We start from the raw sequence: 14,881 nt of genomic DNA, 5'->3' as shown, positions 1-14,881 counted from the left end.
CTCACCATTCGGCCACGCTGCCGTCCGCATGGCGCCACAGCGGGTTGCGCCAGTCAGGTGCCGTCTTGCTCGCCTCGATCACGCGCGCTTCATCCACTTCGACACCCAGGCCCGGTTTGGGCAAAGGCAAGATGTAGCCGCCTTCGATATGGAAGTCGTCCTTGTTCAGGACGTAGTCCAGCAGCTCGCCACCCTTGTTGTAATGGATGCCCATGCTCTGCTCCTGCAGCACGGCGTTGTGGGAGACGAAGTCCACCTGCAGGCAGGCTGCGAGAGCAATCGGGCCCAGCGGGCAGTGCGGAGCAAGCGCCACGTCATAGGCCTCGGCCATGCCGGCGATCTTCATGCATTCGGTGATGCCGCCGGCATGCGAGAGATCAGGCTGCACGATGGACAAGCCACCGCCCTGGAACACCCGCTTGAACTCGAAGCGCGAATACATGCGCTCGCCGGCGGCCAGCGGAATGCTGGTGTGCGCCGCCAGGCGCGCATAGGTCTCGTCCTGCTCGGCCAGCACCGGTTCTTCGACGAAGAGCGGTCGGTAGGGCTCGAGCTCACGCAGCATCACCTTGGCCATCGGCGCGCCGATGCGGCCGTGGAAGTCGATGCCGAACTCGATGTCAAAGCCAAATGCCGCGCGGATCTCGGCGATGCGGCCCACGGCGGCATCCACCTTGGCGGCGCTGTCGATCAGGCCCATCTCCTCGCTGCCATTCATCTTGAAGGTGTCGAAGCCGCCTTCACGCAGGCGCTTGATGTCGGCGATCACGTCGGCCGGGCGGTCACCACCGACCCAGGAATACATCTTCATCTTGTCGCGCACCAGGCCGCCCAGGAGCTCGTAGACCGGCACGCCGAGCGCCTTGCCCTTGATGTCCCACAGCGCCTGGTCGATGCCGGCGATGGCGCTCATCAGGATGGCGCCGCCTCGGTAGAAGCCGCCGCGGTACATCACCTGCCAGAGGTCGTTGATGCGCGACGGGTCTTGCCCGATCAGATAAGGCTCGAACTCGTGCACCGCGGCTTCGACCGAGCGGGCCTTGCCCTCGATCACCGGCTCGCCCCAGCCGGTGATGCCGGCATCGGTCTCGATCTTCAGGAACATCCAGCGCGGTGCCAGACGGTAGGTCGTGAGCTTGGTGATCTTCATGGGGACGGGCGGTGCAGTGATGCTGGCAGCTTAGGGTTGGAACCTAGCTGCGAAATATGCTTTGTTGATCGTCAGCTATCTCGTCTTCACATAGCAAGAGGGTTGGGTCGCAGGCTTGCGAAATGCGCATAGACATGAGCAATTAAGTGATATCTCGGCATCTCGCCGTCTTCTTAGCATCAACGCCGCCAAAACCAACACGACAAGACGGAGACAAGAAGATGCGCAAGACCCCGCTCGCTGGCCTGATCCAGGCGATGTTCATGTGGCCCACCGTGGCGCTCGCCCAGACCGCGCCCGCGCCGGCCACGCCGGCCTCCGCGCCCAAGGCCGACCTCGAGACCGTGGTCGTGACCGGCATCCGCGCCTCGGTGCGCCAGGCGCTGGACGCCAAGGAAGCGTCCAACAGCATGGTCGAGGTGATCGCCTCGGAAGACATCGGCAAGCTGCCCGACACCACCATCGCCGAAACGCTGGCCCGCCTGCCCGGCCTCTCCTCGGGCCTCGACCGCGGCAACGCCAGCCAGGTGATCGCGCGCGGCCTTGGGCCCCGCTTCATCGGCGCCACCCTGAACGGCCGCGAGCTCGCGTCGAGCGAACCGGGCCGCGCGGTGCGCTTCGAACAGTTCCCGTCCGAGTCGATCAGCGGCGCCACGGTCTACAAGACGCAATCGGCCGAGCTGGCCGAAGGCGGCGTGGCCACCACCATCGACCTGCAGACCGTCTCGCCACTCAACTTCCGCGAGCGCCAGGCCTCGGTCAAGCTCGACGGCCTCTACTACCAGCTGGGCGGCGACATCGCCGGCGCCAAGAAGACCGCGCCGCGTCTGGGTGGCATCTATGTCGACCAGTTCAACAACAGGACGCTGGGCGTGGCGGTGGCCTTCAGCTACCAGGACCAGCCCTCGCTGCAGAAGAACATCAAACACTGGGGCTTCAACGAAGACCATTCCGGCGACCTGAACGGCGACGGCAAGATCGACAAATCGCCCTGGGGCTTCGGCACCGACGTGAAGCGCGGCACCGACAAGCGCAGCAGCCTGCTCGGCAAGGTCGAGATGAAGGCCACGCCGGACCTGTTCATCACCGCCGATGCCTACTTCGCCAAGGCCGACATCTACGAGCCCGGCCTGCAGCACTGGACCGGCGACGTCGGCAACTGGGACGGCTGGCAGAAGGCCAACTACAGCAATGTCGACATCCGCGATGGCTATGTCGTGGGCGCCACCGTCAAAGACGTGGGCCTGACGACCAACGACTACGTCTGGGTGCAGGACAACACGACCACGGCCGGCGGCATCAACGCCAAGCTGAACGCCGGCGACTGGAAGCTGGAAGCCGACCTCTCGACCTCGCAGGCCAAGCGCAACAGCCAGTGGCGCGATGTGCGCCAATGGGCCAACAACAGCGGCACGCTGACATGGTCCTTCACCGGCAACGAGGTGCAGACCTTCACCATCGGCCAGGACTCCGGCAACCCGGCGGCCTTCAGCCAGCCCACGCTGTATGTGGACACCGACGGCCACATCAAGGACAAGCTCAACGCCTTCGCCCTGAATGGCACGACCTCGCTGAATGCCGGAGACTTCAAGTCGCTGAAGCTCGGCGCGCGTTTCAGCGACCGCGAGAAGCGCTATCACCAGACCACCTGGAGCGTGAACCCGAAGAGCACGGTCGCTCCTTCAGCCTTCGAGACGATCAATGTCAGCGGCCTCGCGCCCTTCATCGCCCTGAAGGACTTCGAAGGCACGACCGCGCAAGTGTTCGGTGACGACGCCTTCAGCGCTGCCGGCCGCCCGCAAACCCAGTGGGACCTGCTGGCCGGCTGGCAGGTGAAGGAGCGCAGCAGCTCGGCGTTTGCACAGGCCGACCTGGACGGCGACATTGCCGGCCTGCCCTATCGCGGCAACCTGGGCCTGCGCCTGGTGCACACCAGCCAGACCGGCGCCGGCATGCAGTCGCTCAATGGCGCCGCGCCGACGGCCACGCAGGGCGGCACCAGCTACACCGAAGTGCTGCCCAGCCTGAACCTGATCTTCGGTCTCGACGCCAACCAGGAACGCCAGATCCGCGTGGGCCTGGCCCGCGCGATGACGCGTGCGCCGCTGGACGAAATGCGCGGCTCACGCAACCTCAGCATCGACACCAACCCGGCAATGCCGATCAGCGGCAGCGCCGGCAACCCTGGGCTGAAGCCCATGCTGGCCGACCAGCTGGACGTGGCGTATCAGTGGTACTTCGCCAAGAGCTCCTTGCTCTCGGCCGGCCTGTTCTACAAGAAGCTGAGCCGCTACATCGGCATCACCTCCGACGCGACCACCATCGACGGCCGCGCCGCCAACATCACGCGCTCGGTCAACGGCAAGGGCGGCAATGTGAGCGGCATCGAGCTGGTCTATCAAAGCCCGCTGCCGGCGCCGTTCAACAACTTTGGCATCTACAGCAACTACGCCTACACGCACAGCAACGTGAAGGAGAACATGCCTTCGGTGAACCCGTTCCCGATCGAAGGCCTGATGAAGCACAACGGCGGCCTGACGCTCTGGTACGAGAAGGACGGCTTCGAGGCCCGCCTCTCGGCCAACTATCACAGCGAGTTCGTGCGCAACCCGACCTGGACCTCGGGCCAGTTGATCGTCAACGGCGCCGAGACCTATGTGACCTTGAACCTGGCGAAACAGTTGAGCCCGAAGCTGCAACTGCGCTTGGGCATCGACAACCTCACGAACCAGAAGGCCGTCTACACCAGCGGCAACAACCCCTACCAGCAGGAAGTGACCGAGTTCGGCCGGCGCTTCAATGTGGGCCTCAGCTACAAGCTCTGAATTCCAGGCTGTGAGTCGGCCCCTTCAGGGGCTTTGCAAGGCGGCGCGAGCAATCGCGCCGCTGTTTTTTCATGCTGGCTGGCAAACACCGGATTGCCGTCGGGCCCAGGGCGACAGCGGGCGCAGCGCTGCCGACTCTTTCCACGCCTGGCAGGCCCGCTGCTGCCAAGTAGCGCGGCTTGCTGACGGACCGTCGCTCGCGAGGCTTTGCGCTGCTTCGGCTGCCGCCTGGTAGGCATCGGCATTGCGCGGCTCCGCGTCTGCCAATGTCTGGAGCTGCTCGGCCGCTGCCGCTACTGCGGGCCAATCGGCCCGACTGCGCTCCAGGCGGAACTCGGCCAAGGCCAGGCCGCGCTGGTGCTTCAGCTTGGCCGCAGGCGGGCTGGCCACCAGCTCCTTGCGCCAATAGTTCACGGAGCGCCGCAGCCAGGGCTGCGCCTCAGCGTGGCGATTCAGACGGAGCAGCGCGCTACCCTGGGCGAGCGCACGGTACTCGCGTGCATCAATCCAGTCGGCGTTCTTCGGGTCGGTGGCCAGCAGGCCCGCTAGCAAGTCGTGGTTTTCGGTCGAAGCTTTCAGCGCCTGCTCGGGCCGATCCATCTGCAACTCCAGGCCGGCCAGCAGGAACAGGTTGGCAGCCGTGCTGGCCTGCAACTGCAGTTGCTCGGGATGCATCTGCCGCGCTTGGCGCAAATGCGCCATGGCTTCATCCCGCGCCTTCACAGCCAGCTCGTAGTCGCCGCGCCGCTGGTACGACGAGGCCATGCTGCCGTTGATGACGGCCAGGGTCTGCAATAGCTCAGCCCGGAAGCGGGTCTGCTCCGGGCGCAGCTTGGCATCGAGCCGCGCGGCCTCGGCCTTCATCTCCAGTTCCTTGAGGCCGGATTCCCGCGCCGCGATGTAGTAGCGCATGGCCTCCTCGGGCCGACCCAGGCCGAGGCCGTTGTCGTCAAGCATAACGGCGAGGTCCTGCAAGCCGGCGGTCACGGCGTTGTGAAGCAGGAGCGTGTCGGTGCTGTTGGGAGGTGCGAGCTTCACGGCCTCCTGAACCAGCGCCAGGCCGTGACGGGACAGCGCCACCGCCTTCTCCTTGTCACTGGCTTCGCGCGCATGCCCGGCCAGCACCATGTAGGCGCGCGAGGCATAGCCGGCGAACACCGGATTGCCCTTCTGGCTGGCCCAGACCTTGTCGATCAGCAGCCGCGCCTGCTCGGCATGACGAAGGCCCTTCTCGGGCTCGTTGAGCGTGCCGGGATAGTCGGGCGTGTAGGCCTCGGCCAGGCGCACATGGATCTCGGCGATGTCGGCCAGCGCCGCTTCGTCGCTCTCGCCCAGCGTAGGCTGCAAGCGCTCCAGTGCGGCGAGCGCTTCCTTGAACAGATCGGCCTTGATCTTCATGCCACCAGGCAGGTACTCGACGCTGTCACCGAAGCTGAACACCAGCTCATGCGTGACACGGCGCACTTCCTTCAACCTGAGTTCGGCAAGCAGCTGCGCCTGCCTTGCCTCACGCGCCTTCCAGGCCACTGCCGCGCTGCCGCCCAGGAGCAGCAGCACGCTGGCTGCCAATGCCGCGCTGGCCAGTCGGTTGCGCGAGACCTGCTTGGCCAGTCGATAGTGCCAGCTCGCTGGCCGCGCGCTGACGGGGTAGCCCTCGAGATAGCGACGAAGATCGGTGGCCATCGCCTCGACACTGGAGTAGCGGCGCTCGGGCTCCTTCTCCAGCGTCTTCAGCAGGATGTTGTCGAGGTCCCCCGAGAGCTTCTTGCGGGTCTGCAGCCATTGCGGGTCGCTCACCTCTTCCGGGCTCAGGCGGCTGGGCCTGGTGGGCGCGTCCTCCAGCACGCAGCGGGCAGCTTCAGCTGGCGTGCTGGCATTGCGGCCCGTGGGGCGCGTACCGGTGAGCAATTGATAGAGCAGCACGCCCAGGCTGTAGATGTCGGTGGCGGTGCTGACCGGCTCGCCGCGCACCTGTTCGGGGCTCGCGTAGTTCGGCGTGAACGGACGCTGGCCGCCGACCGTGGCCTGGCCATCGTTGCCTTCCAGCGGGTCCAGCGCCTTGGCGATGCCGAAGTCCAGGAGCTTCACCTGGCCCTCGCGGTCCACCAGCACGTTGCCGGGCTTGAGGTCGCGGTGCACCAGCAGGTTGCGGTGCGCGTAGGACACTGCGTCAGCCAGTTGCAGGAAGAGGCGCAGACGCTCGTCCAGGGTCAGGTCTTGTACCGCCTCGCTGATCGCTTCGCCGTCCACATACTCAAGCACGAAGTAGGGTACGCCAGCGGGCGCAGTGCCGGCATCCAGCAAGCGGGCGATATGGGGATGGCTGAGCCGCGCCAGTGCCTGGCGCTCGAGGGCGAAGCGCTGCATCACGGCCGCGCTGTCCATGCCGCGCTTGAGCAGCTTGATGGCGGCCCGGCCCTCGAAGCGGCCGTCGGCCCGGCGTGCTTCGAACACCTCGCCCATGCCGCCCGCGCCGATCAGGCGGACGATCTCCCAGGCGCCAAGGCGCTGGCCGGGCACGGCGGCGCCGCCCTCCTCCTGGTCCATCAGCGTCTGCGCAGCCGGCTCGGCCATGAAGGCATCGGCCGCGGCGGCCCGGTCGTGATGGGCCAGCAGCGAGCTCAGCTCGGCCAGTTCGGTGGGTTCGAGCTCGGCCGCCTTGATCAGCGGCTCCCGCAGGGATGCCGGCACCTCGGCCAGGGATTCGAACAGCGACTTGATCCGGGCCCAGCGGGCCATCGATTCAGACATGGGCGACTTCCTGCTGAGGCCACGGGAACGAGGTGCCGAAGAGTATCTCCGCAGATTCAGCGCTCGGCCTTCAGCCTTGCCACCAGCATCTCCCGCACCAGGCCCAGGCCGCCACCGACCACTTCACGGTACTTGGCCGCATCCGCCACGGTCTCGAAACGCTTGAACTCGGCGCTGTCCTTGCTGCCGCTCGCAAACCTGATCAAGCCCGTCAGCACAGCGCCGGCAACGTCCTTGGCCGTGGTGGCTTCTTCTCGCACGTCGCTGAAGGCGGCGGCGTCCAGGGTCAGCGGCTGCTTCAGCGACAGGTGGCCGCCCTCCGGCCCGGCGAACACGCTCATATGGGCGGCGGTGATGCTGGGATAGGCCTTGGCCGACACCGAAGCCGTGCTGGAGATCCGGCCGAAGAAGCCCTTGTTGTTGTTGGTCAGCTTGACGAAGTGCACGCGCATATGAACCTCCAGCAGTGCAGCACCGCCCAGTTCCTTCTGCAGTTCGACGTTGTCAAAAGCACCGCTGATGGCGGAGCCGACATTGCTGAGGGCCGACAAGGCGCCGAACATGCCCGTGTTCTTGCTGCCCTCGGCCTTGACACGGTTCACGCCGTACAAGGCCATGCCAGCGGGCGCCACGACGATGGCGCTGTCCGAGATGATGGGCGTCGGCGTGCCGCCCGCCACCTGCTTGCGATAGGACGGTGCGGCACCCAGTTGCTCCGCGCTCATCACTTCCAGGCCACTGGCCTGCAGCTCGCGAATGAAGTCGGCGTAGAGCGACTCGGTCATGGCCTGGAAATCCTCCTGGCCGACGCCGATCAACTTGTAGGCCGCCGACACGCTGGCGCGGCCCGCAGCGGCAAAGCCGGAGGTCTCGGCACTGGCGTGGTCGAAGGTCACGAACTCGACGCTGAACTGCGGCACCGCCACCTTGGTGAGGCCCTTGAGCACCTTGGTGTCGTTGATGGTGAGCACTTTCATCGCCTGCTCCGAAGCCCTGAAGCTGGCATCGACGGCAATGGGCTCGGGCGTGTCCTTGGCCTGCACGGCCGTGCCGGCAAGCATCAGGCTGGCGGCGATGAGTGCGCTGGCGAGGGGCGAGGTCAGGGTCTTGCATGTCATGGCGGTGCTCCTTGGGCGTGAGTGGTGTTTCGTCAAGCCCGGTTGCGGCATGCACCGGGGCTTGATGACTAGCGCAGGAGCACCGCAGCAAACGGATCACGCCGCCATAATCTTTTTCATGCCATCTTCAAGCGAAGCCCCGATCACGCTCCCCGATGCCGCTGACATCACGCGCTGGCTGGAGACCTTGGATCAAGCTGAGGCGGGTGCAGATACGGTCAATCAGCTGTTTGCCGCCCTCTATGACGAGCTGCGGCGCAGCGCCGGCGCACAGATGCGCAAGGAGCACGCCGGCCACACCCTCAGCGCCACCGCGCTGACGCACGAGGCCTGGGAACGCCTGGCCGCGCAGACCCGCACCCGCTGGGCCAGCCGCAGCCATTTCCTGGGCATGGCGGCCATCATGATGCGGCGCATCCTCGTGAACCACGCGCTGGCCAAGCAGGCGCACAAGCGCGACGTGCCGCTGGCGTCGCTCACGCTCACCGAGGCCCAGCACATCGCCGGCGATGGCGCTGCGCGTGAAGTCGTTCAGGTCCATGAGGTCTTGCTGGCTTTCGAGCAAGTGGACCCACGCGCGGCCAAGGTGGTGGAGCTGAAGTTCTTCGGCGGCTTGGAAATCGAGGAGATCGCGGAGCTGCTTGCCATCTCCACGGCCACGGTCAAACGCGACTGGCTGCTGGCGCGGGCCTGGTTGTTCCGGGAGTTGCAGGCCTGAGGAAAAGGTGCCTTACTTGCCGATGCAGAAGCTGCTGAAAATGACCCCCAGCAACTCGTCGGCCGTGAAGGCGCCCGTGATCTCGCCCAGCGCGTCATGCGCCATCCGCAACTCTTCGGCCAGGAGATCCAACGCTGGTGGCTTCTGGACAGAGACCGCATGCGCCATCGCAAGATGCTCCTGCGTGCGGCGCAAGGCCTGCACATGGCGCTCGCGAGCGATGAAGAGGCCCTCGGGCGTAGCGTGCCAGCCCACTTGCTGGAGCAAGCGCTGGCGCAGCGCATCCAGGCCAGCGCCGGTCTTGGCTGACAAGGTCATTGAGCCCGGGGCCAGGTCTTGCCCATGCTCCACGTCGGCCTTGTTGAAGACCTGCAGGATGCGCCCGGGGTCGACGCCGGCCAGGCGTTCGGCAATCAGCTTGTCTTCGGCTTCGTAGTCCGGCTGGCCCAGGCGGCCGAGGTCGTGCAGGAAGAGCACAACGTCGGCATCGGTGATGGCCTCCCAGCTGCGTGCCACGCCGATGCGCTCGACCTCGTCGTCGGTCTCGCGCAGGCCGGCGGTGTCGCTGATGTGCAGGGGCACGCCTTCGATCTGGATGGTCTGGCTGACCTTGTCTCGCGTGGTGCCCGGGATGGGCGTGACGATGGCCAGCTCGGCACCGGCCAGGGCATTGAGCAGCGAGCTCTTGCCGACATTGGGTTGCCCGGCCAGCACGACCTTGATGCCTTCGCGCAAGAGCGCGCCTTGCTGGGTGCGGTCCAGCACGCGGTCAAGTTGCGCTGAGAGGCGTGCGAGGCGCCCCAGGGCATCGGCCTGCTCGAGGAAGTCGATTTCTTCTTCGGGGAAATCCAGGGTCGCCTCGACCAGCATGCGCAGATTGATCAGCGCATCGCGCAGCTTGCCCACCTCCTCCGACAAGGCGCCCGACAAGGCCCGGCTGGCGCTGCGTGCGGCGGCTTCGGTGCTGGCGTCGATCAGGTCGGCCACGGCCTCGGCCTGCGCCAGGTCGAGCTTGCCGTTCAGGAAGGCCCGCTGCGTGAACTCGCCGGGCTCGGCCAGGCGCACGCGCATCTCTGATCCGGCTTCCATGCAGCGCGCGAGCAGGAGTTGCAGCACGACCGGACCGCCATGCGCTTGCAGTTCCAGCACATGTTCGCCCGTGTAGGAATGCGGCGCAGGAAACAGCAAAGCCAAGCCCTGATCGATGGCGTCGCCAGTGGCGGAACGGAACGGGAGGTAGGTCGCTTCACGCGCCTTCAGCGTACGGCCGCAGATCGCTTGAACGATGGGGCCGAGGTCTTGTGGCGACGAGACCCGCACGATGCCCACCGCTCCGCGCCCGGGGGCGGTGGCGATGGCGGCAATGGGGTCTTGGTGGCGAGAGAGCATCGGCGGATTGTCGCGTACGACATCAGCCCGTTCCGTGTGGCCTGAACCGGCGCCGGGCCGCCCCAAGCCGGTTCGCGCCCCCTCGGGGGGCAGCGTCGGTACTCCGGCGCGTGGGGGCTTTTGAATGGCGCGGGGGAGGCTGGATCAGCCGCTTTCGTAAGCTCTGAACTCGCGCCTTCGATTCAGATTGGCTTTCGCCGCCCGGAATTCGCGCCCCGCATGAATCCCATTAAAGGCGGCGAGGGGTCAATAAAAAAGCCCCCAGTCGCGGGGTGCGCTGGGGGCTTCGTGGCTTATTGCCGCTGCGGCGTCTTGCTTACTTGTTCGAGACGCCCAGCTGCTTGTTGATCATCCATTGCTGGGCGATCGACAGGATGTTGTTCACCAGCCAGTACAGCACCAGGCCCGAGGGGAAGAAGAAGAACATCACGCCAAAGGCCAGCGGCATGATCCACATCATCTTCTGCTGCATCGGGTCCGGTGCCTTCGGGTTCAGCGCGACCTGCAGCACGCTGGTCAGCGTCATCAGGATGGGCAGCGGGCCGATGGGAGCGCTCAGGAAGTGGCCGAACAGGCTGTCGGGCTGCGACAGGTCGGTGATCCACAGGATCCACGGCGCGCCGCGCATCTCAACGCTGGACAGAAGCACCCAGTACAGGGCCAGGAAGAAAGGCATCTGCAGGAAGATCGGCAGGCAGCCACCAATGGGGTTGACCTTCTCTTCCTTGTAGATGCGCATCATCTCCTGCTGCATCTGCTGCGGCTTGTCCTTCAGGCGCTCGCGCAGTTCCTGGATGCGCGGGCCCACGGCCTTCATCTTGGCCATGCTGCGGTAGGCGCTGGCGTTGAGCCAGTAGAAGGCGATCTTCAGGAGGATCACCAGCACGACGATGGCCCAGCCCCAGTTGCCCAGGATCTTGTGCAGTTGGTCGAGCAGCCAGAACAGCGGTTGCGACAGGGCCTTGAAGATGCCGTAGTCCTTGACCAGCTGCAGGCCCGGGGCCAGCTCGGCCAGCTTGTTTTCTTCCTGCGGGCCGACATAGAGCAGGTCTTCGGTCGTCACGCTCGCGCCCGGCGCCAGTTGGGCCAGCGGGAACACCATGCCGACGGCATATTGCTTGCTCACGGCATCAGGCTGCTTGCGCACGAAGAAGCCGCGGTCGCCGGCCGTGTTGCGCAGCCAGGCGCTGGTGAAGTAATGCTGGACCATGGCGACCCAGCCGTCGTTCGCGCGCTTCTCGTATTCGGCCTTGTCCTTCTCGATCGCGTCGAACTCGACCTTCTGGAACTTGGCCTTGTCGGTGTAGACCGCGGGGCCGGTGAAGTTGGCCGGCGCCATCGAGGAGAGCTTGGCCTCGACATGGCTGTCGCGCACCAGTTGCACGTAGAGCTGCGGCTGCACCGCAGCGCCGGAAGCATTCAGCACCTCGTGCTTGACGGTGATTGCATAGCTGCCGCGCGTGAACGTGTAGGTCTTGACCAGCTTCAGGCCGCCGGACTCGGGCGACTCGAAGCGCACGGTCAGCGCATTGGCGCCGTCCTTGAGCTCGCGCTCGCCCGCCTGCACGCTCATCACGGTCAGGTGCGAAGGCGCGTTGGCCACACCCGTCAAGCCGGACTCGGCCTTGTAGAGCTGCTGCGCGCTGCTGTTCAGCACCACGACATGGCCGCTCGGGTCATGCGGGTCGGCATGCTTGAGCAGCTCGACGCGGACCAGGCTGCCGCCCTGGCTGTCCAGCGTGGCCTTGACCAGGTCGGTCGTGATCTCGACCTTTTCGCTGGCCACGGCAGGTGCCGAAGCAGCCGGCGCTGCGCCAGGGGCGGCTGCGATGGTGCTGGAGGCACCCGGCACGGCAGGCACGGCGGCGGCGCTGCCGGCCGCCGAGGCCTGCTTGGCCACCGGCACAGGGCTGAACATCGACGGGTGACCGTTGTGCTTTTGCCAGCCGTCCCAGATCAGGACGAGCGACATGGTGAACACCACCCAGAGCACGGTGCGGCGTATATCAGTCATGAGGAGGCTTCAGGATTGGTAGAGGATCGGGAATCGTCCTGCCGGCCGAGCAGCCGGCTGAACAATTTCGGGGGATGCTCGGGCACGCCGTCATGGCCGCCTTCGCACCAGGGGTTGCAACGCAGGATCCGATATGCGGTCAGGCCGCTACCCCACAAGGCGCCGTGGCGCTCAAGCGCTTCAATCGAATAGGCCGAGCAGGTCGGATAGAAGCGGCAGGAGGCGCCCAGCCAGGGGCTGAGGAACAGGCGATAGCCACGCACCAGGACTATCAAGGCCTGTTGGGGAAGCTTGCGCAGGGAGAAAGCCATGTGAGCGTTCGCTATGCCGTCGGCTCAGGCCGGAGCGGCACTGTTCGGTGCACTGTTGCCAACTTGGCTGGCCTGCCCGCCCTGGCGCTTGGCCACGCGGCCGACCAGCTGTGCCAGCTCGGCACGGGCGGCGGTTCTCAAGGCATCAGACGATGCGCTGACGAACTGCTTGCGATCGAAAGGCGCGCGCAGGCGCACCACCCACAGGCCCGGAGGCAAGGAGGGTGCACCGTTTTCGAAGATCGCTCGGATCTGACGCTTGAACAGGTTGCGGGTCACCGCCCGGCGGGCGTGACGCTTGGGTACGACGGTACCCAGCCAGCAACCTTCGACCGGCTTTCCGTCCACAGGGGTGTGGGCAGCCGGTGCAGCAGCTGTTGATAACTCAGCATCTGCTGTGGATAAGCGCCGTGCTGGCAAGCTCGGCTCCGCCACCACATGGTGGACGGCGAAGTGGCTGCTGCGAACGCGGCTGGGGGTGCCCAGCACGCGCTCAAAGTCGGCCGATCGCACGATCCGGCCGATCATCTGTCGGTCCTTTGGACTCAGACAGCCAGGCGCTTGCGGCCCTTGGCGCGGCGCGCAGCGATGACGGCACGGCCGCCGCGGGTCTTCATGCGGACCAGGAAACCGTGGGTACGGGCGCGACGGGTCTTCGATGCTTGGTAAGTACGCTTCATTTTGCAACCTCTGGCGGGCTTTCAGGCCCTGGGGGACGTCCTGCGGACGCTCGGTGGATAAGGGACGCCCAATCACTCAAGGGTTCTCAATCATTGAGAAGCCCCATCTGGGTAGCTGTCACGGGCGCTTAGAGGTGGCTGGTCCTGCGTGACCCCTCATGCAATCGTGCAGTGAGAAGCCGCCCAGATCAACCACGCGCCCACGCAAATCCGTCCGGCGTCCTGGAAAACCCGCGATTACACCAAAGTTTGCAAGCATGGTCAATGCGAGGGTTCGCACGGGTGGGGATTTCAAGGGCTTGACCCTCTAAAAAAATCTGTGGATAACCCCGGTCTGGCCGACTTCGAATCCGTACAATCCGGCCGCTCAAGAACAAGTTTTCCACAATGAGCCTAGACCTCTGGCAGCGCGGCTGTGAACGCCTGGCCGCTGAGCTGCCCGAACAGCAATTCAACACCTGGATCCGGCCTTTGCCGGAGGCCGAGGTGCAGGATGCGGGCGGCGCAGACGCCATCGTCGTCTCGCTGCGTGTGCCCAACCGCTTCAAGCTGGACTGGATCCGCAACCAGTACGCGGGTCGCATCGAATCCATCCTCACCGAACTGGCCGGCAAGCCCGCCCGCCTGGAGCTGGCCCTGGCCGCGCGCGATGCGGGCGTGGCCCGCCCTGCCCTGCCGGCCAACCAGCCGGTCGCCCTCGGCCAGGTGCTGCACAACGGCTTGCGGCCGGTGACGGCCAAGACGCATGAGCCCGCGCCGGGCTATTCGAATGGCCACGCCAACGGCCATGGCGTCGCCAGCCTGCCGGCCGAGCCCGCCACGCCGGCACCGAGCGCCACACGCCACCGCATCAACCCGGCCCTGACCTTCGACACCCTGGTGCCCGGCCGTGCCAACCAGATGGCCCGCACCGCCGCCCTGCATGTGGCCGGCGCGCCCGGTGCCATGTACAACCCGCTGTTCATCTATGGCGGCGTGGGCCTGGGCAAGACGCACTTGATCCACGCCGTGGGCAACGCGCTGCTGCGCGACAAGCCGGATGCGCGGGTCCTGTACCTGCACGCCGAGCAGTTCATCTCCGACGTGGTGAAGAACTACCAGCGCAAGACCTTCGACGAGCTGAAGGCCAAGTACCACTCGCTGGACCTGCTGCTGATTGACGATGTGCAGTTCTTCGCCGGCAAGGACCGCACGCAGGAAGAGTTCTTCAACGCCTTCGAGGCGCTCCTGGCCAAGCGCGCCCACATCATCATGACCTCGGACACCTATCCGAAGGGCCTGGTGGACATCGACGAGCGCCTCACCAGCCGCTTCGACGCCGGCCTGACGGTGGCCATCGAGCCGCCCGAGCTGGAAATGCGGGTGGCCATCCTGATCAAGAAGGCCGAGGCGGAGCAAACGCCGATGCCCGAAGACGTCGCCTTCTTCATCGCCAAGAACGTGCGCGCCAATGTGCGCGAGCTCGAAGGCGCGCTGCGCAAGGTGCTGGCCTACAGCCGCTTCTCGCACAAGGAAATCAACATCCAGCTGGCCCGCGAGGCGCTGAAGGACCTGCTGTCGATCCAGAACCGGCAGATCTCGGTCGAGAACATCCAGAAGACGGTGGCCGATTTCTACAAGATCAAGATCGCCGACATGTACAGCAAGAAGCGTCCGGCCAGCATCGCCAGGCCGCGCCAGATTGCCATGTACCTGGCCAAGGAACTGACCCAGAAGAGCCTGCCCGAGATCGGCGAGCTGTTTGGCGGCCGCGACCACACGACCGTGCTGCACGCCGTGCGCAAGATCGGCGGCGAGCGCCAGAAGAACACCGAGCTGAACCAGCAGCTGCATGTGCTGGAGCAGACGCTGAAAGGCTAGTCCCCCCCGGCGCAGCCCTCTGGTTTCCACCCTCGGGAACAACCCGATTCCTGGGCGACAATGCG

At 65.7% G+C, this 14,881-nt stretch carries 11 protein-coding genes; 3 read left to right on the top strand and 8 right to left on the bottom strand.

Going from position 1 to position 14,881, the window contains the following annotated elements:
- Window position 1 precedes the first annotated feature (1 nt).
- The gene (dgoD, locus tag ABT392_RS19825) at window positions 2-1,150 is read right to left on the bottom strand and encodes a galactonate dehydratase (RefSeq protein ID WP_334277889.1); all 1,149 of its coding nucleotides are present in this window, start codon (window positions 1,148-1,150) and stop codon (window positions 2-4) included.
- A 221-nt stretch (window positions 1,151-1,371) separates the two neighbouring features.
- Here dgoD and ABT392_RS19820 point away from each other — a divergent pair, with 221 nt between their 5' ends.
- Window positions 1,372-3,975: a TonB-dependent receptor gene (locus ABT392_RS19820; protein WP_395384816.1), complete on the top strand. Its 2,604-nt coding sequence runs from the start codon at window positions 1,372-1,374 to the stop codon at window positions 3,973-3,975.
- A 69-nt stretch (window positions 3,976-4,044) separates the two neighbouring features.
- Here ABT392_RS19820 and ABT392_RS19815 read toward each other — a convergent pair whose 3' ends face one another.
- Window positions 4,045-6,726: a serine/threonine-protein kinase gene (locus ABT392_RS19815; RefSeq protein WP_395384817.1), complete on the bottom strand. Its 2,682-nt coding sequence runs from the start codon at window positions 6,724-6,726 to the stop codon at window positions 4,045-4,047.
- 56 nt (window positions 6,727-6,782) lie between these two features.
- Window positions 6,783-7,844 carry a hypothetical protein gene (locus tag ABT392_RS19810; protein WP_395384818.1) on the bottom strand — a complete coding sequence of 354 codons (1,062 nt, stop codon included), beginning with the start codon at window positions 7,842-7,844 and terminating at the stop codon, window positions 6,783-6,785.
- Window positions 7,845-7,962: 118 nt separating this feature from the next.
- Between ABT392_RS19810 and ABT392_RS19805 the strand changes: the two genes are divergently transcribed.
- Window positions 7,963-8,562 (top strand): ECF-type sigma factor, encoded by a 600-nt coding sequence (locus ABT392_RS19805; protein WP_395384819.1) that lies wholly within the window; start codon window positions 7,963-7,965, stop codon window positions 8,560-8,562.
- 12 nt (window positions 8,563-8,574) lie between these two features.
- Here the strand turns inward: ABT392_RS19805 and mnmE are convergent, their stop codons facing one another.
- The 5 genes from mnmE to rpmH all read right to left on the bottom strand — a co-directional run bounded on the left by mnmE (window position 8,575) and on the right by rpmH (window position 12,956).
- On the bottom strand, window positions 8,575-9,951 hold the full coding sequence (mnmE, locus tag ABT392_RS19800) for a tRNA uridine-5-carboxymethylaminomethyl(34) synthesis GTPase MnmE (RefSeq protein WP_395384820.1): 1,377 nt from the start codon (window positions 9,949-9,951) through the stop codon (window positions 8,575-8,577).
- A 316-nt stretch (window positions 9,952-10,267) separates the two neighbouring features.
- Window positions 10,268-11,965 (bottom strand): membrane protein insertase YidC, encoded by a 1,698-nt coding sequence (yidC, locus tag ABT392_RS19795; protein ID WP_395384821.1) that lies wholly within the window; start codon window positions 11,963-11,965, stop codon window positions 10,268-10,270.
- Window positions 11,962-12,276 (bottom strand): membrane protein insertion efficiency factor YidD, encoded by a 315-nt coding sequence (gene yidD, locus ABT392_RS19790; protein ID WP_334277898.1) that lies wholly within the window; start codon window positions 12,274-12,276, stop codon window positions 11,962-11,964. The genes yidC and yidD overlap by 4 nt, the downstream gene beginning before the upstream one ends.
- A 24-nt stretch (window positions 12,277-12,300) precedes the next feature.
- Complete coding sequence (locus ABT392_RS19785) at window positions 12,301-12,804, bottom strand: ribonuclease P protein component (RefSeq protein ID WP_395384822.1); 504 nt, start codon at window positions 12,802-12,804, stop codon at window positions 12,301-12,303.
- Between the two features lie 17 nt (window positions 12,805-12,821).
- A complete protein-coding gene (rpmH, locus tag ABT392_RS19780) occupies window positions 12,822-12,956 on the bottom strand; it encodes a 50S ribosomal protein L34 (RefSeq protein WP_054021782.1) in 135 nt (44 codons plus the stop codon).
- 387 nt (window positions 12,957-13,343) lie between these two features.
- On the opposite strand from rpmH, the gene dnaA reads away from it, so the two are divergent.
- A complete protein-coding gene (gene dnaA, locus ABT392_RS19775) occupies window positions 13,344-14,816 on the top strand; it encodes a chromosomal replication initiator protein DnaA (RefSeq protein ID WP_395384823.1) in 1,473 nt (490 codons plus the stop codon).
- Window positions 14,817-14,881 lie beyond the last annotated feature (65 nt).

The sequence above is a fragment of the Paucibacter sp. JuS9 genome (assembly GCF_044043925.2).
GTDB lineage: Bacteria > Pseudomonadota > Gammaproteobacteria > Burkholderiales > Burkholderiaceae_C > JAUASW01.
This window is presented reverse-complemented; position numbering and strand designations above follow the sequence as displayed.

What these genes read in the sequence shown, in the direction of transcription:
- dgoD (WP_334277889.1), bottom strand. Translation starts at nt 1,150, where the DNA reads ATGAAGATCACCAAGCTCACGACCTACCGTCTGGCACCGCGCTGGATG.
- ABT392_RS19820 (WP_395384816.1), top strand. Translation starts at nt 1,372, where the DNA reads ATGCGCAAGACCCCGCTCGCTGGCCTGATCCAGGCGATGTTCATGTGG.
- ABT392_RS19815 (WP_395384817.1), bottom strand. Translation starts at nt 6,726, where the DNA reads ATGTCTGAATCGATGGCCCGCTGGGCCCGGATCAAGTCGCTGTTCGAA.
- ABT392_RS19810 (WP_395384818.1), bottom strand. Translation starts at nt 7,844, where the DNA reads ATGACATGCAAGACCCTGACCTCGCCCCTCGCCAGCGCACTCATCGCC.
- ABT392_RS19805 (WP_395384819.1), top strand. Translation starts at nt 7,963, where the DNA reads ATGCCATCTTCAAGCGAAGCCCCGATCACGCTCCCCGATGCCGCTGAC.
- mnmE (WP_395384820.1), bottom strand. Translation starts at nt 9,951, where the DNA reads ATGCTCTCTCGCCACCAAGACCCCATTGCCGCCATCGCCACCGCCCCC.
- yidC (WP_395384821.1), bottom strand. Translation starts at nt 11,965, where the DNA reads ATGACTGATATACGCCGCACCGTGCTCTGGGTGGTGTTCACCATGTCG.
- yidD (WP_334277898.1), bottom strand. Translation starts at nt 12,276, where the DNA reads ATGGCTTTCTCCCTGCGCAAGCTTCCCCAACAGGCCTTGATAGTCCTG.
- ABT392_RS19785 (WP_395384822.1), bottom strand. Translation starts at nt 12,804, where the DNA reads ATGATCGGCCGGATCGTGCGATCGGCCGACTTTGAGCGCGTGCTGGGC.
- rpmH (WP_054021782.1), bottom strand. Translation starts at nt 12,956, where the DNA reads ATGAAGCGTACTTACCAAGCATCGAAGACCCGTCGCGCCCGTACCCAC.
- dnaA (WP_395384823.1), top strand. Translation starts at nt 13,344, where the DNA reads ATGAGCCTAGACCTCTGGCAGCGCGGCTGTGAACGCCTGGCCGCTGAG.